A 23212-nucleotide genomic window follows, 5' to 3' on the forward strand; every position below is an offset into this window, starting at 1 on the left:
ATACGACGGCGGTGGAACGCATTCCCGGGAACGGCGGCGTGGGCCGTTGCCTTCCCTGAAATGCAAACCGCGGCGCATTGCTGCGCCGCGGCGGAGGGGTGCATCAGCGACGCAGGCCGAGTTTCTCGATCAGTGCCTTGTAGCGCTCGTTGTCCTTGCGCTTGAGGTAATCGAGCAGGCTGCGGCGGCGGTTGACCAGCTGCAGCAGGCCGCGACGGCTGTGGTGATCCTTCTTGTGGGTCTTGAAGTGGCCGCTCAGCTGTTCGATGCGGGCGGTGATCAGGGCGACCTGGACTTCCGGCGAGCCGGTGTCGTTGGTGCTGCGCTTGTTCTCTTCAATGACTTTCTGGGTATCGATGGACATGGGTTTCTCGTTGACGCGAAGCCTGCAGGAACGCCGGAGGATGCCGGGCACCGCGTGGCTCGCCGTGGATGCAAAAGGAAATGCCGGTATGAAACCGGCGACGTAGTGTACGCCTGTGGCCCCTTGTGAAACAAGGTCTTATTGCGCGCCCTCCTGTCCCGGCACGGCCCAGGTGAACAGGCGCTGCGGCGACAGCAGGCCGCCGGCGTCGACCGAGGCCAGGCCCAGCACGCGGCCGTCCGGGCCGTGGACGGCGACGGTCCCGGCCGCGGGCCAGGGACCGCGCAGGCGCTGGCCCAGCCCCAGCCGGCGGGCCTCGGCCGGCGCCAGGGTGACGGCCGGGAATCCCGCCAGCCCCTGTTCGACCGGCAGCAGGCAGGCGTCCAGCGCGGCCTCGCCGGCCTCGGCCAGCGCCGCCAGCTGCTCCAGCGTATGCATCGCCGGCTGCCTGAACGGCTCGACCCACAGCCGCCGCAGTTGCGCCACGTGCGCGCCACAACCCAGCGCCTCGCCCAGGTCGCGGACCAGGCTGCGCACATAGGTGCCCGAGCCGCATTCGATGCGCAGCGCGATCCGGTCCGGCTGCCGCCACAACACCTCGATGGCATGCACCTCGACCTCGCGCTCGGGCGCCTCGATGGCCTCGCCGCGGCGCGCCTTGGCGTACAGCGGCTCGCCGCCCTGCTTGAGCGCCGAATAGATCGGCGCGCGCTGGCGGATGCGCCCGCGCAGCGGCGCCAGCGCCGCTTCCAGCATGGCGTCGTCGATGGCCGGCACCGGACGTTCGCGCAGCACCGCGCCGTCGGCATCGTCGGTATCGGTGGTCGCGCCGAGCACGGCGACGGTCTCGTAGGCCTTGCGCGCGCCCAGCAGCAGGCCGGCGATCTTGGTCGCCTCGCCGAAGCACAGCGGCAGCAGCCCGGTCGCCAGCGGGTCCAGGCTGCCGGTATGGCCGCCCTTCTCCGCGCGCAGCAGCCGCCGCGCCGCCTGCAGGGCGGCGTTGGAACTCATGCCCGGCGGCTTGTCCAGCAGCAGGATGCCGTCGAGACGGCGGTAGGCGATGCGGGGTTTCAAGGGCTAAGGGGCTAGGGGCTAGGGACAAAGCGTATCGCCTTTGCTCGTCATCCCGGCGCAAGCCGGAAGCGCTGGATGACGAACATATGTATCTCGGACGCCGGTCGCTGGAGGCGAGCGACCGGGCGCGCAGCGGCTTGCGCCCGCATGCGCCGCCTGAAAAACCAAAGGGAGGCTTACTGATCTTCCGGATCGCCGGTCCCGAGTCCCGAGTCGCGGAGCAGGTTCTCGATGCGCTCGCCGCGGTCGACCGAATCGTCGTAGTGGAAGTGCAGTTCCGGGGTATGCCGCAGCTTCACCCGCCGCGCCAGTTCCATCCGGATTTCGCGCGCCATATCGCGCAGGCCCTTGACCGCCTCGACCGAACGCTCGGGCATCAGCGCGGTGACGAACACCTTGGCGTGGGCCAGGTCGCGGGTGACCTCCACGTCGGACACGCTGACCGACGGCAACCCGCCCTCGCGCACGGCCTCGTGCACGAGCGTGCCCAGCTCGCGGCGGAGCTGGGCTGAGATGCGATCGGTGCGGGTGAATGACTTCGTCATCGGGAATGGGGAATCGAGAATGGGGAATGGTCGGGAGTTGGAGCCGGGAACGTCCGGGAACCGCCGTTGCGATTCTCGATTCTCCATTCCCTATTCCCAGCGCACCCTTACAGGGTGCGCTGCACCTCGATGCGCTCGAAGCACTCGATCTGGTCGCCGGCCTTGACGTCGTTGTAGGCCTTCACGCCGATGCCGCACTCGGTGCCGTTGCGCACCTCGTCGACGTTCTCCTTGAAGCGGCGCAGCGATTCCAGTTCGCCCTCGAACACCACCACGCTGTCGCGCAGCACGCGGATCGGCTTGTTGCGCTTGACCACGCCCTCGATGACCATGCAGCCGGCCACCGCGCCGAACTTGGAGCTGCGGAACACGTCGCGGACCTCGGCGATGCCGATGATCTCCTCGCGGATCTCCACGCCCAGCAGGCCGGACGCCACCTGCTTCACCTGGTCGATCACGTCGTAGATGATCGAGAAGTAGCGCAGGTCCACGCCGTTGGCCTCGATGATGCGGCGGGCCGAGGCGTCCGCGCGCACGTTGAAGCCGATGACGGTCGCCTTGGCGGTGACCGCGGCGTTGGCGTCGGACTCGGTGATGCCGCCGACGCCAGCGGTGATGACGTTGATGCGGATGAGGTCGTTGGACAGCGCCACCAGCGCCTGCCTGAGCGCCTCCACCGAGCCCTGCACGTCGGCCTTGATGACCAGGTTGAGGACCTGCTGGCCCTCGCCCTTGCCCATCTGCGCCATGAGGTCTTCCATGCGGCTGCCGGCCGACTGCACCAGGCGCGACTCGCGGCGCTTGGCGTCGCGCTGCTGCGCCACGTCCTTGGCCAGGCGCTCGTCCTTGACCACGACGAAGTCGTCGCCGGCCTCGGGCACGCCCGACAGGCCGAGCACCTGCACCGGGATCGACGGGCCGGCCGATTCCGGCTGGCCGCCGGTCTCGTCGAACAGCGCGCGCACGCGGCCGTACTGGATGCCGCAGACCAGGTAGTCGCCCTTCTTCAGCAAGCCCTGCTGCACCAGCACGGTGGCGATCGGGCCGCGGCCCTTGTCCAGCGAGGACTCGATGACCACGCCGCTGGCGCGGCCCTCGTGCACGGCGCGGAGTTCGAGCACTTCGGCCTGCAGCGAGATGGCGTCGAGCAGGGTGTCGATGCCGGTGCCGACCTTGGCCGACACTTCGACGAACTGGGTGTCGCCGCCGAACTCCTCGGCCACCACGTCGTGGGCGAGCAGTTCGTTCTTGACCCGCAGCGGATCCGCGTCGGACTTGTCGATCTTGTTGACCGCCACGATCAGCGGCACGCCGGCCGCCTTGGCGTGCTGCACGGCTTCCACCGTCTGCGGCATGACGCCGTCGTCGGCGGCCACCACCAGCACCACGATGTCGGTCAGCCTGGCGCCGCGCGCGCGCATCGAGGTGAACGCGGCGTGGCCCGGGGTGTCGAGGAAGCTGATGACGCCGCGCGGGGTTTCCACGTGGTAGGCACCGATGTGCTGGGTGATGCCGCCGGCCTCGCCGGTGGCGACCTTGGTGCGGCGGATGTAGTCCAGCAGCGAGGTCTTGCCGTGGTCGACGTGGCCCATGATGGTGACCACCGGCGGACGCGCCAGCTTGTCGCCCTGCACTTCCTCGGCATGGGCCAGCAGTTCGCTCTCGGCGTCGTCGCTGCCGGCGCGCATGGGCCTGTGGCCGAGTTCCTCGGTCACCAGCGCGGCGGTGTCGTGATCGATGGTCTGGGTGATGGTGGCCATCACGCCCATCTTGAACAGCGCCTTGACCACGTCGCCGCCCTTGAGCGCGAGCTTCTGCGCCAGGTCGGCCACGGTGATGGTGTCGCCGATGGCGACCTCGCGCACCACCGGCGCGGTCGGGCGCTCGAAGCCGTGCGCGCCGGAACCGCCGCGCGACTGCTCGTGGCGCTTGGGCTTGGGCTTGCCGCGCGAGGCGCCGCGGCGCGCGCGATCGGCGGCCGACAGGTGCAGCTGGCCGGCGAAGCGCTGGGTGCTGTCGTCGTCCTCGACGCCGGCGACCATCGCGTGCGAACCCCGGGTCTTGTGCTTGGCGGCCGCGCTGCGATCGTCCACGCGCGGCGGATCCTTGCGCACCGGCGGCTTGGGCACGTGGTGCCCGCCGGCCTTGGCCGGACGTGGGGTTTCGCCGTCCTCGCTGGCCACGCCGGCGGCATTGGCCACCGCCTCGGCCTCGGCCTGCAGGCGCGCGGCTTCGGCGCGGGCGGCTTCCTCCTCCTGGCGGCGGCGCTCCTGCTCTTCCTTGCGGCTCTGGTCAATGGCGGCCAGGCGCTGCTGCTCTTCCAGGTTGCGCTGCTTGGATTCCTCCAGCTTGCGCAGGATTTCCGCGCGCTCGGGATCCGGCTCGTTGTGCGAGGTGGTCGGCGGCGCCTCGTCGGTCGGCTTGACGTAGGTGCGCTTCTGCCGCACTTCGACGTTGACCGTGGTCTTGGTGCGGCCGGCGGCGACCGTCAGCTCCTGCACCTTGCGGCGGCTGAGCGTGATCTTCTTGGGCGCGGCGATTTCCTCGACCGACTTGTCACTCTTGCCGTGGGTACGGCGCAGGAAGCCGAGCAGCTTCACTTTCTCGGTGCTGGTCACGACCTGGTCGGGGCCGCTGAAGCTCATGCCGGCCTCGGCCAGTTGCTCCAGCAATTTCTCGACCGGCGTGTTGACCAGTTCAGCCAGCTTGCGGATGGTGGTTTGCTGCGACATTCGGATCCTAGGTTCTTCTGTGTTGCGCCCCCACGCCGTTTGCGGAGGGAACGCGGATTCTAAGCCCTGAACGGTCCAGGGCGGCGTTCATCGACGGATCATTCGCCGTGCTCCAGGGGGGCCCCCGTGGCGATCATTCGCCACGCTCCAGGCGGGCAATCTCCTCGGCGCGCGCGGCCAGGATCAGCGCGGCGGCGCGCGCCTCGTCCAGGTCCTCGATGCCGAACTCGAGCACTTCGTCGGCGCCCAGGTCGGACAGGTCCTCGCTGGTGCGCACGCCGTGGCTGGCCAGCGCGTAGGCGGTCGCCTCGTCCATGCCCTCCAGCGCCAGCAGGTCGTCGGACGGCTGGTGTTCCTCCAGCCCCTCCTCCTCGGCCAGCGCCTCGTTCAGCAGCGCGTCGCGGGCGCGGGCGCGCAGCTCCTCGACGATGTCCTCATCGAAGCCCTCCACCGCCAGCAGCTCGCCGACCGGCACGTAGGCGATTTCCTCGACCGTGCTGAAGCCCTCGGACACCAGGATGGCGGCGATTTCCTCGTCCACCTCCAGCTTGTCCATGAACAGCTGGCGGGCCACGGCCTGCTCGGCCTCGCTCTTGGCCTGCACCTGGTCGGCGGTCATCACGTTGAGCTGCCAGCCGGTCAGGCGACTGGCCAGGCGCACGTTCTGGCCGCCCTTGCCGATGGCCTGGGCCAGGCGATCCTCGGCCACGGCCAGGTCCATCGAGTGCTTCTCTTCATCGACGATGATCGACTGCACCTCGGCCGGCGCCATCGCGTTGATGACGAAGGTGGCCGGGTTGTCGTTCCACAGCACGATGTCCACGCGCTCGCCGTTGAGCTCGTTGCTCACCGCCTGCACGCGCGAGCCGCGCATGCCGATGCAGGCGCCGATGGGATCGGTGCGGGTGTCGTGCGCCAGCACGGCGATCTTGGCGCGATCGCCCGGATCGCGCGCGCAGGCCTTGATCTCGACCAGGCCCTGGCCCACTTCCGGCACTTCCAGCTTGAACAGCTCGATCATGAACTCCGGCGCGGCGCGGCTGATGAACAGCTGCGGGCCGCGCGGCTCGGAGCGCACGTCGAACAGGTAGCCGCGCACGCGGTCGCCGGCGCGCAGCACGTCGCGCGGGATGCCCTTGTCCTTCGGGATGAACGCCTCGGCGTTGCCGCCCAGGTCGACGTAGATGTTGCCGCGCTCGGCGCGCTTGACCACGCCGGTGACCAGTTCGCCGATGCGATCCTTCCACGCGTCCACGACCTGCTGGCGCTCGGCCTCGCGCACGCGCTGCACGATCACCTGCTTGGCGGCCTGGGCGGCGATGCGGCCGAAGTCCGGGTTCTCGATCTGCTCCTCGATCCAGTCGCCGACCTCGACGCCGTCGGCCTCGTCGACCGCGTCCATCAGGCGGATCTGGCGGTCCGGCGACTCCATCACCACGTCGTCGGCCACCACTTCCCAACGGCGGAAGGTCTCGTAGCTGCCGTCCTTGTGATCGATGGACACGCGCACCTGCACGTCCTGATCCTGATAACGCTTCTTGGCGGCCGAAGCCAGGGCGGCCTCGATGGCATCGAAGATCACCTCGCGCGGCACGCCCTTCTCGTTGGCGACCGCGTCCACCACCAGCAACAGTTCCTTACTCATCTTTCACTCCGCGCGCGGCTTGCGGGCCGCCGGTTGTTTGGGTTTTTGCCTGTTGGCCTGCCCGCCGGAAGACGGCCTGGCAGTACCGGGTTTGGAATCGGTGGGCCTGGCCTTCCTGCCGGAAGGCTTTTCCGGCGCCAGCCCCAGCGCGGCCCAGTCGGGGACCAGCCGCGCCTTGTCGATGTTGTCGAACGCCACGGCCAGCTCGGCCGCGTCCACCACGAACACGATGCTGTCGCCTTCGATGCGGGCGATGACGCCCTGCAAGCGGCGCCGGCCGTCCTGCGGCAGCTTCAGCGCCACCTTGGCCTTCTGGCCCAGGTGGCGGGCGAACTGCGCCGGCGTGAACAGCGGCCGGTCGATGCCGGGCGAGGACACCTCCAGCGTGTAGTTGCCGGAAATCGGGTCTTCCACGTCCAATTGCGCCGACACCTCGCGGCTGACCGCCTCGCAGTCGTCGATGCCGACCGCGCGGCTGTCCTGCTCGGCCCCGGGCACGTCGATGTACAGGCGCAGCGTCGCCCCGCCCGGCGCCGGCAGGTATTCGGCGCCCAGCAGTTCCAGCCCCAGGGCCTGGACCGTGGGAGCCAGCAGGTTCGCGATCTGGTTGGCCTTGTCGCTCAAATGGTGACCTTGTCGTCCGTCGTTGGATTGCAGAAACAACAAAGGGCCCGATGGGCCCTTTGTCCGATACGCTGGATTCCGGTGCAACGACGGGAACATGCGTCGTTGCGTGCCCGAGTTTCACGAGGACCGGCGGCTGGCATGACCAGGCCGCCGGGCCTGAAAACTTGGTAGCGGGGGCAGGATTTGAACCTGCGACCTTCGGGTTATGAGCCCGACGAGCTGCCAGACTGCTCCACCCCGCAGCAGAAGCGGAATTATGCGGATGCGGCGCGTTTATTGCAAGCCCATTCCGCAACAAATGTTCAGCCGGCGAACGCCTGCTGGCACCACGACATCAGTGGATTCCAGGCGAAGCCCAGCGCCAGCAGCGCCAGCGCGTTGACGCCGAACACCACCGGCACCGCCCGGCCCGGGCGCGGCGGCTGCGCCTGCCCGACCGGCTCGTCGAAGTACATCACCTTGATCACGCGCAGGTAGTAGAACGCGCCGATCACCGCGCAGACCACGCCCAGGATCGCCAGCCACAGGAAGCCGGCCTTCAGCGCCGCGCCCAGCACCAGCAGCTTGGCCCAGAAGCCCAGGAACGGCGGCACGCCGGCCAGCGAGGCCATCACGCACAGCACCAGGAACGCCTGCCACGGGTTGCGCGAACCCAGGCCCTTGAAGTCGTCGATGCGATCGGCCTCGAAGCCCTGCCGCGACAGCACCACGATGGCGCCGAACGAGGCCGCCGACATCAGCGCGTAGGCGATGGCGTAGAACAGCGCCGCCGCATAGCCCTGCGGGCCGCCGCCGACCAGGCCCAGCAGCAGGAAGCCGACGTGGGAGACGGTCGAATAGGCCAGCATGCGCTTGAGGTTGGTCTGCGCGATGGCGACGATGTTGCCGATCACCAGCGAGGCGGCGGCCAGTCCGGCCAGCAGCCACTGCCAGTACTCGACGGTCGGCGCCAGCGCGTTGTCGAGCAGGCGGTAGGCCATCGCGAACGCGGCCAGCTTGGGGCCGGTGCTGATGAACAGCGTCACCGGGGTCGGCGCGCCGTGGTAGACGTCGGGCAGCCACATGTGGAATGGCGCCGCGCCGAGCTTGAACGCCACGCCGGCGACCATGAACACCAGGCCGGTCAGCAGCATCGGCTTGTCGCCGGGATCGAGGACGGCCTGCTGGATCTCGCCCAGGTCCAGCGAACCGGTCGTGCCGTAGACCAGCGACATGCCGTACAGCAGCAGGCCCGAGGCGATCGAGCCGAGCACGATGTACTTCATCGCCGCTTCCGCCGACAGGCCGTCGTCGCGGTTGAGCGCGACCAGCGCGTACGAGCACAGCGCCAGCAGTTCCAGCCCCAGGTAGACCATCACCAGGTTGCCGGCCGAGACCAGCATCATCATGCCGGCGGTGGCCAGCAGCACCAGCACCGGCACCTCGCCGGGGTACAGCTTGCGCTCGCGCAGGTACGGCCAGGCGTAGATCAGCGACAGGCCACCGACCAGCACGATCGCCAGCTTGGTCACGTTGGCCATCACGTCGCGCACGAACATGCCGTTGAACGCTTCGCCCTGCCCGCCCACGCCGGCGTAGATCATGAACAGCACCGCCGCCAGCAGCGCCAGCGCCAGCGCATGGGTGACGATGCGGCGGCGATCGTCGAGGAACAGATCCAGCATCAGCAGCGCGAAGGCGCCGGCGATCAGGGTCACCTCCGGCAACAGCGGCAGCAGGTCGGCGGCGGTGGGTAGCATCTGCGTCATCGTTGTTCCTTACAGCTTGCTGTTGGCGAGCTGCATCGCCAGGTTCGCGATCGAGGGTTCCATCAGGTCGGTCAGCGGCTTGGGATAGATGCCGATCGCGAGCACGCCGGCGGCGAACAGGCCCAGCACCAGCGCCTCGCGCGGGTTGACGTCCTTCAGCGCGGCCACGTGCGCGTTGCCGATCTCGCCGTACATCACCCGGCGCACCAGCCACAGCGTGTAGGCCGCGCCGATGATCAGCGTGCTGGCCGCGGCCAGCGCGATCAGCGGGTGCTTCTGGAAGCTGGCCACGATCACCATGAACTCGCCGACGAAGCCGCTGGTGCCCGGCAAGCCCGAGTTGGCCATGCCGAACAGCACGAAGAACACCGCGAACCACGGCATCACGTTGGCCACGCCGCCGTAGTCCTTGATCATGCGGGTGTGCATGCGGTCGTACAGCACGCCGACGCAGGTGAACATCGCGCCGGAGATGAAGCCGTGCGAGATCATCTGCACCATCGCGCCCTGCAGGCCCAGCCGCGCGCCGTCGAGGTTGCCGTAGTCGCGCACCAGCCCCATCGCGATGAACACGCCCAGGGTCACGAAGCCCATGTGCGAGACCGACGAATAGGCGATCAGCTTCTTCATGTCGTCCTGCACCAGCGCGACCAGGCCGACGTAGACCACCGCGATCAGCGACAGCGCGATGACGAAACCGGCCCATTCGTACGAGGCGTCCGGCACGATCGGCAGGTTGAAGCGCAGCAGGCCGTAGCCGCCGATCTTCAGCGCGATGGCGGCCAGGATCACCGAGCCGGCGGTCGGCGCCTCGACGTGCGCGTCCGGCAACCAGGTGTGCACCGGGAACATCGGCACCTTGACCGCGAAGGCGATCAGGAAGGCGAAGAACAGCCAGGTCTGCTCGCCGGAATCGAGCTGCAGCGCGTACAGGTCGGCCAGCTGGAAGCTGCCGCCCTTCAGGTACAGGTAGATCAGCGCCACCAGCATGAACACCGACCCGAGGAAGGTGTACAGGAAGAACTTCATCGCCGCGTAGATGCGGCGCGGGCCGCCCCACACGCCGATGATCAGGAACATCGGGATCAGCATCGCCTCGAAGAACACGTAGAACAGCATCGCGTCGGTGGCGGCGAAGATGCCGACCGTCACGCCCTCGAGGATCAGGAAGGCCGCCACGTACTGGTTGACCCGCTTCTCCACCGAGGTCCACGCGCCGAGCAGGGTCAGCACGGTTACCGCCGTGGTCAGCAGGATCAGCGCCACCGCGATGCCGTCGGCGCCGAGCGCGTACCAGATGTCGAACGCGGGGATCCACGCGTGCTTCTCGACGAACTGGATGCCCGGGTCGGCGGCGTCGAAGCCGGTCCACAGGCCCAGGCTGAGGATGAAGGTGAGCAGCGCGACCGCGATGCCCAGCCAGCGCGCAGCGCCCGCGCGCGCGCCACCCAGCGCGAGCACGGCCACGGCGCCCAGGATGGGCAACCAGATCAGGAGGCTAAGCAGGGGCCAGTTCGACACGTGTGGTATTCCGTCAGTTCAGCGCCAGGGCGTTCATTGCCAAAACCGGATGAGCACGGCCAGCAGCACAATCAGGCCGAGGATCATCGCGAAGGCGTAGTGGTAGAGGTAGCCGGACTGGGTACGGCGCAGCAGGCTGGCGGCCAGGTCGACCAGGCGCGCGCTGCCGTTGACCACCACCCCGTCGATCAGCCTGCTGTCGATGCCGCGCGACAGCTTGCCCAGCTTGAGGCCGCCGCCGGCCAGGCCGCCGATCCACAGGTCGTCCATGCCGTACTTGTTCTCCAGGATGCGCACCAGCGGCGCCAGCTTCTGCCGCAGCCGGCCGGGCACGTCCGGGAACACCAGGTACAGCAGCGTGGCCAGCGCGAAGCCCGCGAACGCCAGCCAGAACGCCGGCGTGACGAAGCCGTGGGTGGCGAAGGCCACCGGTCCGTGGAAGTGTTCCTTCAGCGCCGCCAGCGTGTCGCGCGCCGGATCGATGAAATCGATCGCGCCGAGGAAGAACGGCAGCCGCGCGTGGTGGCCGCTCCAGTCGGTGCCGAACAGCATCGGCCCGATGGTGAAGAAGCCGATGAAGATGGACGGGATCGCCAGCAGGATCAGCGGCACGGTCACCACCCACGGCGATTCGTGCGGCTCGTGCGCGCCGTGGTGCTCGCGCTCGTCGGCATGCACCTGCGCCTCGGCGTCGGTGTGATCCGAGTCGCCGTGATCCTCGTGCACGTGCGGATGGTGCTCGTCGCGGAAACGCTCGCGGCCGTGGAAGGTCAGGTACAGCAGGCGGAAGCTGTAGAAACTGGTCACCAGCACGCCCAGCAGCACCGCCCAGTAGCCGTAGGTGGCGACCCAGGGGCTGGGCGCGGCGGCCACCACGGACTCGGGCACCATCGCGCCGAGGTCGTGCAACTGGGTGGCGAGTTCGCCGGCGCGCTGGTTGTGGTGCTTGGCCGCCTCGATGATGCTGTCCTTGGAGTAGAAGCCCGAGAAGAACGGCGTGCCGACCAGCGCCAGCGTGCCGATCAGGCTGGTGATCCAGGTGATCGGCATGTACTTGCGCAGGCCGCCCATCTTGCGCATGTCCTGCTCGTGGTGCATGCCGATGATCACCGAGCCGGCGGCCAGGAACAGCAGCGCCTTGAAGAAGGCGTGGGTCATCAGGTGGAACACCGCCGCCGAGTACGCCGACACGCCCAGCGCCACGGTCATGTAGCCGAGCTGCGACAGCGTCGAGTACGCCACCACGCGCTTGATGTCGTTCTGCACGATGCCAATCAGGCCGGTGAAGAACGCGGTGGTCGCGCCGATGAACAGCACGAAGTCCAGCGAGGTCTGCGACAGCTCGAACAGCGGCGACATCCGCGCCACCATGAAGATGCCCGCGGTCACCATCGTGGCGGCGTGGATCAGCGCCGAGATCGGGGTCGGGCCTTCCATCGAGTCGGGCAGCCACACGTGCAGCGGCACCTGCGCAGACTTGCCCATCGCGCCGATGAACAGGCAGATGCAGATGACCGTGGCGGCCGGCCACAGCAGCGGCTGGTCCAGCACCTGCCAGGTCTTGCCGAACAGGCCGATCGCGCCCGACCACACCGGCAGGTCGACGCCGACCAGCATGGTCGCGTTGGCGAACACGGTGGCGTAGTCCAACGTGCCGAACAGCAGCAGCACGCAGGCGATGCCGAGCAGGAAGCCGAAGTCGCCGACGCGGTTGACCAGGAACGCCTTCATGTTGGCGAACACCGCGCTCGGCCGCTTGAACCAGAAGCCGATCAGCAGGTACGACACCAGGCCCACCGCCTCCCAGCCGAAGAACAGCTGCAGGAAGTTGTTGCTCATCACCAGCATGAGCATCGAGAAGGTGAACAGCGAGATGTAGCTGAAGAAGCGCTGGTAGCCCGGGTCCTCGGCCATGTAGCCGATGGTGTAGACGTGCACCAGCAGCGAGACGAAGGTGACCACCACCATCATCATCGCGGTCAGCTTGTCGACCATGAAGCCGACGTGGCCGGCGTAGTTGCCCACCTCGAACAGCGTGTAGACGTTCTGGTTGAACGGCGCGGCGCCCTGCACGGCCAGCTGGTACAGCACCCAGCACGACAGCGCGCAGCTCACCGCCACGCCGAGGATGGTGACGGTGTGCGCGCCGGCGCGCCCCACCTGCCAGGCCGAACACGCCGGCGACGATGCTGCCCAGCAGCGGCGCCAGCACGATGGCCAGCAGCACGTTCTTGGAGAGGACTTCCAGACCAGTCATCGGAGCATCAGCCTTTGAGCGTATCGACTTCGGCCACGTTGATCGTGCGCCGGGTGCGGAACAGGGCGACCAGGATGGCCAGGCCGATGGCGGCCTCGGCCGCGGCCACGGTCAGGATGAAGAACACGAAAATCTGCCCGGCCGAATCGCCCAGCTCGCGCGAGAAGGCGACGAAGTTGATGTTGACCGACAGCAGCATCAGCTCGATCGACATCAGCAGCACGATGACGTTCTTGCGGTTGAGGAAGATGCCGGCCAGGCTGATGCAGAACAGCACCGCGCCCAGCGCCAGCAGGTGTCCGAGGGTGATCATGGCTTGGCCTCCCCTTCGCCGGCATCGGCAACGGGCGCGGGCTTCTCGGCCGCCATCTTGACCAGGCGGACGCGATCGGCCGCGCGCACGCGCGACTGCTCGGAAGGATTCTGGGTCTTGTTGCCGGGGCGCTTGCGCAGGGTCAGCATCACCGCCGCCACCACCGCCACGGTCAGGATCACCGCGGCGAACTCGAACGGCAGCAGGAACTCGGTGAACAGGCGGCGCGCCAGCCAGGCGGTGTTGGAGACGTCGGCGGCCGCGGCGGCGGCGTTGTCCGGGAACGGCGCGGCCGACTTGGCCTTGATGCCGATCAGCGCGAGCATCTGCAGCAGCATCACCACCGCCACCACCAACCCGGCCGGCAGGAACCTGACCCAGCCCTCGCGCACGGCGGCGATGTCGATGTCCAGCATCATCACCACGAACAGGAACAGCACCATCACCGCGCCGACGTAGACCAGGATCAGCGCCACGCCGAGGAACTCGGCGCCGACCAGCAGCCACACGCAGGCCACCGAAAAGAACGTCAGGATCAGGCACAGCACGGCATGCACCGGGTTGCGCACGCTGATCACCCCGCCGGCGGCGAGCGCGGCGGAAGCGGCGAAGATCCAGAAAGCGATATTGACCCAATCCATTTCTCGGACCTCAGCGGAAGGCGGCGTCGGCGGCGCGGCGCTCGGCGATCTCGGCCTCGAGCCGGTCGCCGATGGCCAGCAGTTGCGGCTTGGTCACCACGTTCTGCCCGCGCTTGTCGAAGTGGTATTCGAGGATGTGCGTCTCGACGATCGAATCGACCGGGCAGCTCTCCTCGCAGAAGCCGCAGTAGATGCACTTGAACAGATCGATGTCGTAGCGGGTGGTGCGGCGGGTGCCGTCCTCGCGCCGGGTCGAGTCGATGGTGATGGCCAGCGCCGGGCAGACCGCCTCGCACAGCTTGCAGGCGATGCAGCGCTCCTCGCCGTTGGGATAGCGGCGCAGCGCGTGCAGGCCGCGGAAGCGCGGCGACTGCGGGAATTTCTCCATCGGGTACATGATGGTGTACTTCGGCTTGAAGGTGTACTTCAGCGTCAGCCACAGCCCCTGCATCAGTTCCAGCAGCAGCAGGCTCCTGAAGTAGTGCGCAACCTTGTTCATCTCTTACACACCCTTCTCGAACACGCCGAAGAACACCATCAACGCCGTCACCGCGATCCAGGCGATGGTCAGCGGGATGAACACCTTCCAGCCCAGCCGCATGATCTGGTCGTAGCGGTAGCGCGGGAAGCTGGCGCGGAACCAGATGTAGGCGCTGGCGAAGAACGCCACCTTCATCAGCAGCCACGGCCAGCCGCCCTTCCAGATCCAGTCCACCCACGGCGAGACGTCGGCCACGGACAGGCCCTGCAGCGGGCTGAGCCAGCCGCCGAGGAAGAAGATCGAGATCAGGAAGCTGATCAGGATCATGTTGGCGTATTCGGCCAGGAAGAACAGCGAGAACGCCGCGCCCGAGTACTCGACCATGTGGCCGGCGACGATTTCCGACTCGCCCTCGACCACGTCGAACGGCGAGCGGTTGGTCTCGGCCACGCCGGACACCCAGTAGACGACGAACAGCGGCAGCAGCGGCAGCCAGAACCACTCGAACGGACCGGCGTTGCCGGCCTGCGCCATCACGATATCGGTCAGGTTGAGGCTGCCGGCGGCGATCAGCACGCCGACCAGCGCGAAGCCCATCGCGATCTCGTAGCTGACCACCTGCGCGGCCGAGCGCATCGCGCCGAGGAAGGCGTACTTCGAGTTCGACGCCCAGCCGGCGATGATCACGCCGTACACGCCCAGCGAGGTCATCGCCAGCAGGTACAGCAGGCCGGCGTTGGCGTTGGACAGCACCACCTGGTAATCGAACGGCACCACCGCCCAGGCGGCGAACGCCGGCGCCAGCACGATCAGCGGCGCCAGGATGTACATGGTCTTGTGCGCGCTGCTGGGCTGGATGACTTCCTTGAACAGCAGCTTGAACACGTCGGCGAAGGCCTGGAACACGCCCATGCCCACGTACATCGGCCCGTGGCGCACGTGCATCCAGCCGATCAGCTTGCGCTCCCACACCACGTAGAACGCCACCGCGACGATCACCGGCACGGCGATCGCCAGGATCTTCAGCACGATCCACAGCACCGCGCCGATGTCGCCCAGCCCCAGCAGCCAGTCGCGCAGCGGCCCGACGGCATTGATCAGCAACTCGTTCATGCGCCCACCACCGTTACGCGTCCGGCGCCCAGCGGCGAGGTCGCGCCGTGGCCGCTCTCGATCCAGGCCGCGCCGGGCGCCACCCGCGCGTCCACCGCCACCGGCAGGGTCGCCGCGCCGTCGCCGCCGCCGACCTTGGCGACCTGGCCCGCCTGCAGGCCCGCCGCCTGCGCGTCGGCGGGATTCAGCACCAGCCGCGGCGCGAGGTTGAGCGGATGCGCCTGCAGGGCCGCAGCGCGGCGCACCACCGCGTCGGTGCGGTAGATCGCGGCGCTGACCGCCAGTTCCAGTCCTTCCTTCGCCGCTTGCGGCACGGCCGAGGTTGCGACCGTGGCCGGCGCCACGCCCGCGCCTGCGGCGCGCGCGCCGGCAATGTCGGTGAAGCCGAAGCCGGCCAGTTGCAGTTCACCGCCGAGCGCGCGCAGCACGCGCCAGCCCTCGCGGGCCTCGCCCGGCAGCTTGCCGCCGGCCTGGGTGCGTTGTTCGACGCCGTCCAGGTTGGTCAGCGTCGCCTCGATTTCCGGCAGCGCGCCGATCGGCAGGATCACGTCGGCGACGTTGCGGGTGGACTTGCACGCGTAGTGGCTGAACGCGACGACCTTGGCCGCCTTCAGCGCCTTCTGCGCGGCGCCGCCCTCGGCGAAGTCCAGGCCCGGCTCGATGCCGTAGATCAGGTAGGCCTTGCGCGGCTCGGCGAACATCGCCGCGACGTCGCGCCGCGACGGCAGCACGCCGGCGCGGGCCAGGCCGAGCGCGTTGGCGCCCTGCGGGATGCGGCACAGCGCCGCGCCGGTGGCCGCGGCGAACGCCGAGGCGGCGGCGCGGATGGCGGCCGCCTGCGGATGGTTCTCGGCGATGCCGCCGACGATCACCACCGCCTTGCGCGCGCCCGAGGCGGCCTCGCGCAGCGCCGCGTCGTCCAGCGCCGCGGCGAGCCGCGACGGCGGCACGATGCGCTTGCCGGCGATGTCGAAGGTGAAGTCGAAGTCGACCGGGTTGACCACGTGGATGCGGGTGTTGCGCTTGGTCTGCGCCTTGCGCAGGCGCGCATGCAACAGCGGCAGCTCGTGGCGGATGTTGCTGCCGACCACGACGACGACGTCGGCCTGCTCGACCTCGGCCAGCGACAGCGCGAACGGCTGGGCGACCGCGCCGTCGGAGAAGTCGCGGTTGAAGATGCGGTGGTCGAGGTTGCCGCTGCCCAGGCCGGAGGCCAGCAGCGCCAGCAGCCCGCCCTCCTCGCTGGAGGTGGCCGGATGCGCCAGCACGCCGATCTCGTCGCCGGACTGCGCGCGCAGGATCGCGGCCGCCGCGGCCAGGCCCTCGGCCCAGCTGGCTTCGCGCCAGCCATCACCCTCGCGCAGCAGCGGGCGCACGGCGCGGTCCTCGGCCAGCAGGCCCTGGTGCGAGTAGCGGTCGCGGTCGGACAGCCAGCACTCGTTGACCGCCTCGTTCTCGCGCGGCACGGTGCGCAGCACTTCGCCGCGGCGCACGTGCAGGAACAGGTTGGAGCCCATCGCGTCGTGGTAGCCGATGGATTCGCGCGCGGTCAGCTCCCACGGGCGGGCGCGGAACTGGAACACCTTGTTGGTCAGCGCACCGACCGGGCACACGTCGATGACGTTGCCGGACAGCTCGGTGGTCAGCGGCTTGCCGTCGTAGGTGCCGATCTGCAGGTTCTCGCCGCGGTACATGCCGCCCAGCTCGTAGGTGCCGGCGATGTCGGCGGTGAAGCGGATGCAGCGCGTGCACTGGATGCAGCGGGTCATCTCGGTGGCGACCAGCGGGCCGATGTCCTCGTCCGGCACCACGCGCTTGCGCTCGTTGAAGCGGCTGACCGAGCGGCCGTAGCCCAGCGACAGGTCCTGCAGCTCGCACTCGCCGCCCTGATCGCAGATCGGGCAGTCGAGCGGGTGGTTGATCAGCAGGAACTCCATCACGTTGCGCTGCGACTTCAGCGCCTTCTCGCTGCGCGTGGCGATCTTCATGCCGTCCATCACCGGCGTGGCGCAGGCCGGCGCGGGCTTGGGCATCTTCTCCACGTCGACCAGGCACATGCGGCAGTTGGCCGCGATGGCGAGCTTGTCGTGGTAGCAGAAGCGCGGGATCGGGATGCCTGCCTTGTCGGCGGCCTGGATGATCATCGAGTTCTTCGGCACGACCAGCGCCTGCCCGTCGATCTCGACGGTGACGTGATCGGGCGGAATAGCGGGATTTGTGGGTTGCGCGCTCATGCCGCAACTCCAGGGGCCAGGAGCCAGAGGTCAGGGATCAGGGAAGTGCTCGTGAATGCTGTCACCGGCCTCTGGCCTCTGGCCTCTGGCCTCATCACCATGTTCATGCCGCCACTCCCAACTTCCCATCGACGATCGAGCGACCGTTGACGATGTAGTACTCGAATTCATGCCAGAAGTGCCGCAGCATGCCCTGCACCGGCCACGCGGCGGCCTCGCCGAACGCGCAGATGGTGTGGCCCTCGATCTGGCCGGCGGCGGCCTTCAGCGTATGCAGGTCCTCCAGCGTGGCCTTGCCCTCGACCACGCGGGTGATCATGCGGTACATCCAGCCGGTGCCTTCGCGGCACGGCGTGCACTGGCCGCAGCTTTCCTTGAAGTAGAAGCGGCTGATGCGCTGGCAGGCGCGCACCATGCAGGTGGTCTCGTCCATCACGATGACCGCGCCCGAGCCGAGGCCGGAGCCGGCCTTCTGGATGCTGTCGTAGTCCATCGTCAGGCCCATCATCGTCTCGCCCGGCAGCACCGGCATCGACGATCCGCCCGGGATCACGGCCTTCAGCCGGTTGCCGTTGCGCACGCCGCCGGCCATTTCCAGCAGTTCGACGAACGAGGTGCCCAGGCGGATCTCGTAGTTGCCCGGGCGGTTGACGTGGCCGGACACCGAGAAGATCTTGCAGCCGCCGTTGTTGGGCTTGCCGAGGTTGAGGAACCACTCCGGGCCGTTGCGCACGATCGCCGGCACCGAGGCGTAGGTCTCGGTGTTGTTGATCGTGGTCGGCTTGCCGTACAGGCCGAAGTTGGCCGGGAACGGCGGCTTGAAGCGCGGCTGGCCCTTCTTGCCTTCCAGCGACTCCATCAGCGCGGTCTCTTCGCCGCAGATGTAGGCGCCGGCGCCGAGCGCGTTGTAGATGTCGATGTCGATACCCGAGCCGAGCACGTTCTTGCCCAGCCAGCCATTGGCGTAGGCCTCGGCGGTGGCTTCCTCCAGGTGCTCGAACGGTTCGTGGTGGAACTCGCCGCGCAGGTAGTTGTAGCCCACGGTCGAGCCGGTGGCGTAGCAGGCGATCGCCATGCCCTCGATCACCGCGTGCGGGTTGTAGCGCAGGATGTCGCGGTCCTTGGCCGTGCCCGGCTCGGACTCGTCGGAATTGCAGAGGATGTACTTCTGCATCTCGCCCTTGGGCATGAAGCTCCACTTCAGGCCGGTCGGGAAGCCCGCGCCGCCGCGGCCGCGCAGGCCGGACTGCTTGACCATCTCGACCACGTCGGCCGGCGGGATCTTCTCGGTGAGGATCCTGCGCAGCGCCTGGTAGCCGCCGGTCTTCAGGTAGTTCTCGTACGACCACGGCTTGTCGAAGTGCAGCGTCGTGTAGACCGCCTGGTGCTCCTTCGGCGCCGGGCCGACCGGGCCGTAGCCTTCGGACGTGTGGGAATGATGTGCCATGCGCTTACTCCAGCCCGTCCAGCAGCTCGTCGACCTGGGCCGGGGTGAGCTTCTCGTGGTAGTGGCCGTTGATGACCACCACCGGCGCGCCGCAGCACGCGGCCACGCATTCTTCCTCGCGCTTGAGGTAGACGCGGCCGTCGGCGGTGGATTCGCCCAGCTTGCAGCCGAGCTTCTTCTCCGCGTGCGCGACCAGGTCCTCGGCGCCGTTGAGCCAGCAGCTGATGTTGGTGCAGAAGGCGACGTTGTTGCGGCCGACCTTCTCGGTCTCGAACATCGAGTAGAAGCTGGCGACCTCGTAGGCCCAAACCGGCGGCAGGCCCAGGTACCTGGCCACCGCGGCGATCAGCTCGTCGGACAGCCAGCCGCCGTTCTGCTCCTGCGCCGCGTGCAACCCCTGCAGCACCGCCGAACGCTTGCGGTCCGGCGGGAACTTGGTCAGCCAGTGGTCGATGTGCGCGCGCGTCGCATCGCTCAGCACCACCAGCGGATCGACGTGCTGCGTCGCCTCGAAATTACCCGTGGCCCTCATCGGTCCACCTCACCGAAAACAAGATCATAGGTGCCGATCATCGCCACCACGTCGGCCAGCATGTGGCCCTTGACGACGGCGTCCATCGACGAAAGATGCGCGAAGCCCGGCGCGCGCAGGTGCACGCGGAACGGCTTGTTGGCGCCGTCGGAGACCAGGTAGCAGCCGAACTCGCCCTTGGGCGCTTCCACCGCCGCGTAGGTCTCGCCGGCCGGCACGCAATAGCCTTCCGAGAACAGCTTGAAGTGGTGGATCAGCGCTTCCATGTCGTCCTTCATCTCCTCGCGGGAGGGAGGCGCGACCTTGAAGTTCCTGACCATCACCGGGCCCGGGTTGGCCTTCAGCCAGTCCACGCACTGCTTGATGATGCGGTTGGACTGGCGCATCTCGGCCACGCGGACCAGGTAGCGGTCGTAGCAGTCGCCGTTGACGCCGACCGGGATGTCGAAATCGACCGCGTCGTACCTGGCGTAGGGCTGCTTCTTGCGCAGGTCCCATTCGATGCCCGAGCCGCGCAGCATCGCGCCGGTCATGCCCCAGGCGCGCGCCTGCTCCGGCGAGATCACGCCGATGCCGACGGTGCGCTGCTTCCAGATGCGGTTGTCGGTCAGCAGCGTCTCGTACTCGTCCACGCGCTTGGGGAACTCGCGGGTGAAGTCGTCGAGGAAGTCCAGCAGCGAGCCTTCGCGCGCGGCGTTGAACTGCTTCAGCTTGGCGCCCTTGCGCCAGGGCGATTCCTTGTACCGCGGCATGCGATCGGGCAGGTCGCGATAGACGCCGCCGGGACGGTAGTAGGTCGCGTGCATGCGCGCGCCGCTGACCGCCTCGTAGCAGTCCATCAACTCCTCGCGCTCGCGGAACGCGTACAGCATCACCGCCATCGCGCCGAGGTCGAGCGCGTTGGATCCGATCCACATCAGGTGGTTCAGGATGCGGGTGATCTCGTCGAACATCGTGCGGATGTACTGCGCGCGCTCCGGCGCCTCGATGCCCATCAGGGTCTCGATGGCGCGCACGTAGGCGTGCTCGTTGCACATCATCGACACGTAGTCCAGGCGGTCCATGTAGCCGATCGACTGGTTGAACGGCTTGGACTCGGCCAGCTTCTCGGTGCCCCGGTGCAGCAGGCCGACGTGCGGATCGGCGCGCACCACGGTCTCGCCGTCCATTTCCAGGATCAGGCGCAGCACGCCGTGCGCGGCCGGGTGCTGCGGGCCGAAGTTCAGCGTGTAGTTGCGGATTTCCTGCCGGCCCTCGGAAGGGTTGCTGGCGAAGGCGGTGTGGGATTGCTCGCTCATTTGGGGCTGCCCTCGCGCGCGGCGCTCTCGCCGGCGGCGGTCTGGTAGCGGGCGTCGTCGCGGATCACCCGCGGCACGCCCACGCGCGGCTCGACCGAGGTCACCGGTTCGTACACCACGCGCTTCTTCTCCGCGTCGTAGCGCACCTCGACGTTGCCGATCAGCGGGAAGTCCTTGCGGAACGGGTGGCCGACGAAGCCGTAGTCGGTGAGGATGCGGCGCAGGTCCGGGTGGCCCTCGAAGATGATCCCGTACAGGTCGAAGGTCTCGCGCTCGAACCAGTTGGCGCCGGCCCAGATGTCGGTGACCGAGGCGACCACCGGCAGGCCGTCGTCGGGCGCGAAGCAGCGCACGCGCAGGCGGCGGTTGTGCCGGTAAGACAGCAGGTGCAGGACCACGGCGAAGCGCTTCTGCGGCACGTCCATCGGCTGCACGCCGAGCTCGCCTTCCTCGGCGCTGGGGAACTCGCCCCAGGCGAAGCGGCCCATCGCCTTGCCCTCGACGCCGCGGCTGAAGCCGCCGGAAGACACGTCGGAGGTATCCCACTCGTCGCTGCCGTAGCCCAGGTAGTCCACGCCGCAGACGTCGACGGCCTGCTCGAAGCCGAACTCGTCGCGCAGCGCCAGGCAGGTCGCGTGCCAGTCGGCGGCGGCGACTTCCAGCGTGGCCTCGCCGCGCGGCGCGGCGACGGTGGCCGTCGCGTCCGCGAAGCGCGCGCGCAGCCGGTCTATGAAGTTTGCAGCTTGCTCAGCCATGGGGCGTGGCGTGCTCTGTCAGTTGAAGGACGAAAGGGGAATCAGCGCGCGATGGTCTGGGTGCGCCAGATCTTCTTCTGCAATTGCAGGATGCCGTAGACCAGCGCCTCGGCCGTCGGCGGGCAGCCCGGCACGTAGACGTCCACCGGCACGATGCGATCGCAGCCGCGCACGACCGAGTACGAATAGTGGTAGTAGCCGCCGCCGTTGGCGCAGCTGCCCATCGAGATGACCCACTTGGGATCGGGCATCTGGTCGTAGACCTTGCGCAGCGCCGGGGCCATCTTGTTGACCAGGGTGCCGGCCACGATCATCACGTCGGACTGGCGCGGCGACGGGCGGAACACCACGCCGTAGCGGTCCAGGTCCAGGCGCGAGGTGCCGGCGTGCATCATCTCCACCGCGCAGCAGGCCAGGCCGAAGGTCATCGGCCACATCGAGCCGGTGCGCGCCCAGTTGAGCAGCGCGTCGACGCTGGTGGTGACGTAGCCCTTCTCCAGCAGCGGGTTGTCGCCTTCCGGCCGCAGGATGTCGTCGACCCGCCCTTCCGGGATCGGGTTGGTCATCAGGCGATCGAGGGTCTGGATCACTCCCATTCGAGCGCTCCCTTCTTCCAAACGTAGATGAAGCCGAGGAACAACATGCCCACGAACAGGCCCATCGTAACCAGCGCGCGCGCGCCGAGTTCCTGGAACACCAGGGTCCACGGCACGATGAAGATGATTTCCAGGTCGAACACGATGAACTGGATGGCGATGAGGTAGTAGCGCACGTCGAACTTCATGCGCGCGTCCTCGAAGGCCTCGAAGCCGCATTCGTACGGCGTGAGCTTCTGCGCGTCGGGGCGGCGCGGGCCGAGGAAGCGGCCGGCCACCATCAGCGCGACACCGATGCCGGTGCCGACAATCAGGAACAACAGGGTGGGCAGATAGTTGGCCAGCACGCTACGTTTCTCTCTTGTCCTAACCTGCCCGCCGCGCAGTCTACACGCTGTCGCGCCAGACCTTGCGAAAGGTTCGCATTTCACCGATTGAACCGCCGATTCCGCGGCCTTGCGCAAGCGCGCTCCGAATCCGGCATCCCGGCCAATCCGCGCACCGGGACCGGCTGCGGCGGATGCCATCATCGCCGCCCTTCCGCAGCACGTACCGGGACGACGATGAACAGGCGGAATTGTAGCGGTTCGTGAACTGCCTAGTAAACGCTTGCAGCCTGCCGAAAAGGCTGGAAAACGCCAAAGGCCCGCGCGGGGCGGGCCTTCGTCGGTATTGCTCGCGGAAGGCCTTGCTGGCATTCCGCCGGATTGGTGCCCAAGAGGGGACTCGAACCCCTACGACTCTCGTCGCTACCACCTCAAGGTAGTGCGTCTACCAATTCCGCCACCTGGGCAATGCTGTCGCACCGGCGGCGCCGGCGCGGATGTCGCTATTGTAGTCGTTCAATCGCCCTGTTGCGGCGCGGTCGGGCGCCCGACTTCGGGAGCGGCCTGCGGCGGTGCGGCCGGGACGCTGGAGCCCTGCCCGGCCGGCGCTGCGATCGGCGCGCTGGGCACGGTCGAGGGCAGTTCGCCCGGCGCCGAGGCCGGTGCCGCCGGCAACTGCGTCATCACGCTGCCGCCCAGGTCCTGCTGCTGCGCCGGCCGCGCGTTGTGGGTCGCGTACCAGGCCATGAACAGGCTGATGCCGAAGAACACCACCGCCAGCCACTTGGTGCTCTTGGACAGGAAGTTGGACGCGCCGCGCGCGCCGAACACGGTGCCGGAGGCGCCCGCGCCGAAACCCGAGCCCGCCGCGGCGCCGGAGCCGCGCTGCATCAGCACCAGCGCGATGATCGCGATGGCGACCAGCACGTAGACCACGTTGAGGATCAGCATCATTCCAGTTCG

Annotated in this window: 20 protein-coding genes, 2 tRNA genes and 1 pseudogene; all 23 read right to left on the minus strand. The window is 68.2% G+C overall.

Annotated elements, in window-relative coordinates; translation table 11 throughout:
• Window positions 1-103: 103 nt before the first annotated feature.
• Complete coding sequence (gene rpsO / locus AAG688_RS10220; protein ID WP_411832165.1) at window positions 104-364, minus strand: 30S ribosomal protein S15; 261 nt, start codon at window positions 362-364, stop codon at window positions 104-106.
• A gap of 138 nt (window positions 365-502) precedes the next feature.
• Window positions 503-1438: a tRNA pseudouridine(55) synthase TruB gene (gene truB, locus AAG688_RS10225; protein WP_411832166.1), complete on the minus strand. Its 936-nt coding sequence runs from the start codon at window positions 1436-1438 to the stop codon at window positions 503-505.
• A 176-nt stretch (window positions 1439-1614) separates the two neighbouring features.
• Window positions 1615-1983 (minus strand): 30S ribosome-binding factor RbfA, encoded by a 369-nt coding sequence (gene rbfA, locus AAG688_RS10230; protein ID WP_411832167.1) that lies wholly within the window; start codon window positions 1981-1983, stop codon window positions 1615-1617.
• Between the two features lie 107 nt (window positions 1984-2090).
• Complete coding sequence (gene infB, locus AAG688_RS10235) at window positions 2091-4715, minus strand: translation initiation factor IF-2 (protein ID WP_411832168.1); 2625 nt, start codon at window positions 4713-4715, stop codon at window positions 2091-2093.
• 133 nt (window positions 4716-4848) lie between these two features.
• Window positions 4849-6360, minus strand: coding sequence for a transcription termination factor NusA (gene nusA, locus AAG688_RS10240; protein WP_411832169.1), 1512 nt, complete (start codon window positions 6358-6360; stop codon window positions 4849-4851).
• 3 nt (window positions 6361-6363) lie between these two features.
• Window positions 6364-6984, minus strand: coding sequence for a ribosome maturation factor RimP (gene rimP / locus AAG688_RS10245; RefSeq protein WP_411832170.1), 621 nt, complete (start codon window positions 6982-6984; stop codon window positions 6364-6366).
• A gap of 168 nt (window positions 6985-7152) precedes the next feature.
• Window positions 7153-7229: transfer RNA gene (locus tag AAG688_RS10250), tRNA-Met, on the minus strand.
• 60 nt (window positions 7230-7289) lie between these two features.
• Window positions 7290-8735, minus strand: a complete 1446-nt coding sequence (nuoN, locus tag AAG688_RS10255) for an NADH-quinone oxidoreductase subunit NuoN (RefSeq protein WP_411832171.1) — start codon at window positions 8733-8735, stop codon at window positions 7290-7292.
• Between the two features lie 9 nt (window positions 8736-8744).
• Window positions 8745-10256, minus strand: a complete 1512-nt coding sequence (locus tag AAG688_RS10260; RefSeq protein ID WP_411832172.1) for an NADH-quinone oxidoreductase subunit M — start codon at window positions 10254-10256, stop codon at window positions 8745-8747.
• 33 nt (window positions 10257-10289) lie between these two features.
• Window positions 10290-12504 (minus strand): annotated as a pseudogene (gene nuoL, locus AAG688_RS10265) (NADH-quinone oxidoreductase subunit L).
• A 16-nt stretch (window positions 12505-12520) separates the two neighbouring features.
• Window positions 12521-12826, minus strand: coding sequence for an NADH-quinone oxidoreductase subunit NuoK (nuoK, locus tag AAG688_RS10270; RefSeq protein ID WP_411832173.1), 306 nt, complete (start codon window positions 12824-12826; stop codon window positions 12521-12523).
• A complete protein-coding gene (locus AAG688_RS10275; RefSeq protein ID WP_411832174.1) occupies window positions 12823-13467 on the minus strand; it encodes an NADH-quinone oxidoreductase subunit J in 645 nt (214 codons plus the stop codon). The genes nuoK and AAG688_RS10275 overlap by 4 nt, the downstream gene beginning before the upstream one ends.
• A 10-nt stretch (window positions 13468-13477) precedes the next feature.
• Window positions 13478-13966 (minus strand): NADH-quinone oxidoreductase subunit NuoI, encoded by a 489-nt coding sequence (gene nuoI, locus AAG688_RS10280; protein WP_411832175.1) that lies wholly within the window; start codon window positions 13964-13966, stop codon window positions 13478-13480.
• A gap of 3 nt (window positions 13967-13969) precedes the next feature.
• Window positions 13970-15061, minus strand: a complete 1092-nt coding sequence (gene nuoH, locus AAG688_RS10285; protein ID WP_411832176.1) for an NADH-quinone oxidoreductase subunit NuoH — start codon at window positions 15059-15061, stop codon at window positions 13970-13972.
• Window positions 15058-17295 (minus strand): NADH-quinone oxidoreductase subunit NuoG, encoded by a 2238-nt coding sequence (gene nuoG / locus AAG688_RS10290; protein WP_411832177.1) that lies wholly within the window; start codon window positions 17293-17295, stop codon window positions 15058-15060. Before nuoG ends, nuoH begins: the two co-directional genes overlap by 4 nt.
• A 103-nt stretch (window positions 17296-17398) precedes the next feature.
• Window positions 17399-18742, minus strand: a complete 1344-nt coding sequence (gene nuoF, locus AAG688_RS10295; RefSeq protein ID WP_411832178.1) for an NADH-quinone oxidoreductase subunit NuoF — start codon at window positions 18740-18742, stop codon at window positions 17399-17401.
• Window positions 18743-18746: 4 nt separating this feature from the next.
• Window positions 18747-19274 (minus strand): NADH-quinone oxidoreductase subunit NuoE, encoded by a 528-nt coding sequence (gene nuoE, locus AAG688_RS10300; protein WP_411832180.1) that lies wholly within the window; start codon window positions 19272-19274, stop codon window positions 18747-18749.
• The gene (locus AAG688_RS10305; protein ID WP_411832181.1) at window positions 19271-20572 is read right to left on the minus strand and encodes an NADH-quinone oxidoreductase subunit D; all 1302 of its coding nucleotides are present in this window, start codon (window positions 20570-20572) and stop codon (window positions 19271-19273) included. The genes nuoE and AAG688_RS10305 overlap by 4 nt, the downstream gene beginning before the upstream one ends.
• Window positions 20569-21327 (minus strand): NADH-quinone oxidoreductase subunit C, encoded by a 759-nt coding sequence (locus AAG688_RS10310; protein ID WP_411832182.1) that lies wholly within the window; start codon window positions 21325-21327, stop codon window positions 20569-20571. Before AAG688_RS10310 ends, AAG688_RS10305 begins: the two co-directional genes overlap by 4 nt.
• Window positions 21328-21368: 41 nt before the next feature.
• Window positions 21369-21923, minus strand: a complete 555-nt coding sequence (locus tag AAG688_RS10315; protein ID WP_411832183.1) for a NuoB/complex I 20 kDa subunit family protein — start codon at window positions 21921-21923, stop codon at window positions 21369-21371.
• Complete coding sequence (locus tag AAG688_RS10320; RefSeq protein ID WP_411832185.1) at window positions 21914-22270, minus strand: NADH-quinone oxidoreductase subunit A; 357 nt, start codon at window positions 22268-22270, stop codon at window positions 21914-21916. Before AAG688_RS10320 ends, AAG688_RS10315 begins: the two co-directional genes overlap by 10 nt.
• A 361-nt stretch (window positions 22271-22631) precedes the next feature.
• Window positions 22632-22716, minus strand: a tRNA-Leu gene (locus tag AAG688_RS10325).
• 49 nt (window positions 22717-22765) lie between these two features.
• Entirely contained in the window at window positions 22766-23203 is a 438-nt protein-coding gene (secG, locus tag AAG688_RS10330; RefSeq protein ID WP_411832186.1) for a preprotein translocase subunit SecG, read from the minus strand.
• Window positions 23204-23212: the final 9 nt, after the last annotated feature.

It is taken from the genome of Pseudoxanthomonas mexicana (assembly GCF_046736355.1).
Taxonomy (GTDB): domain Bacteria; phylum Pseudomonadota; class Gammaproteobacteria; order Xanthomonadales; family Xanthomonadaceae; genus Pseudoxanthomonas_A; species Pseudoxanthomonas_A mexicana_B.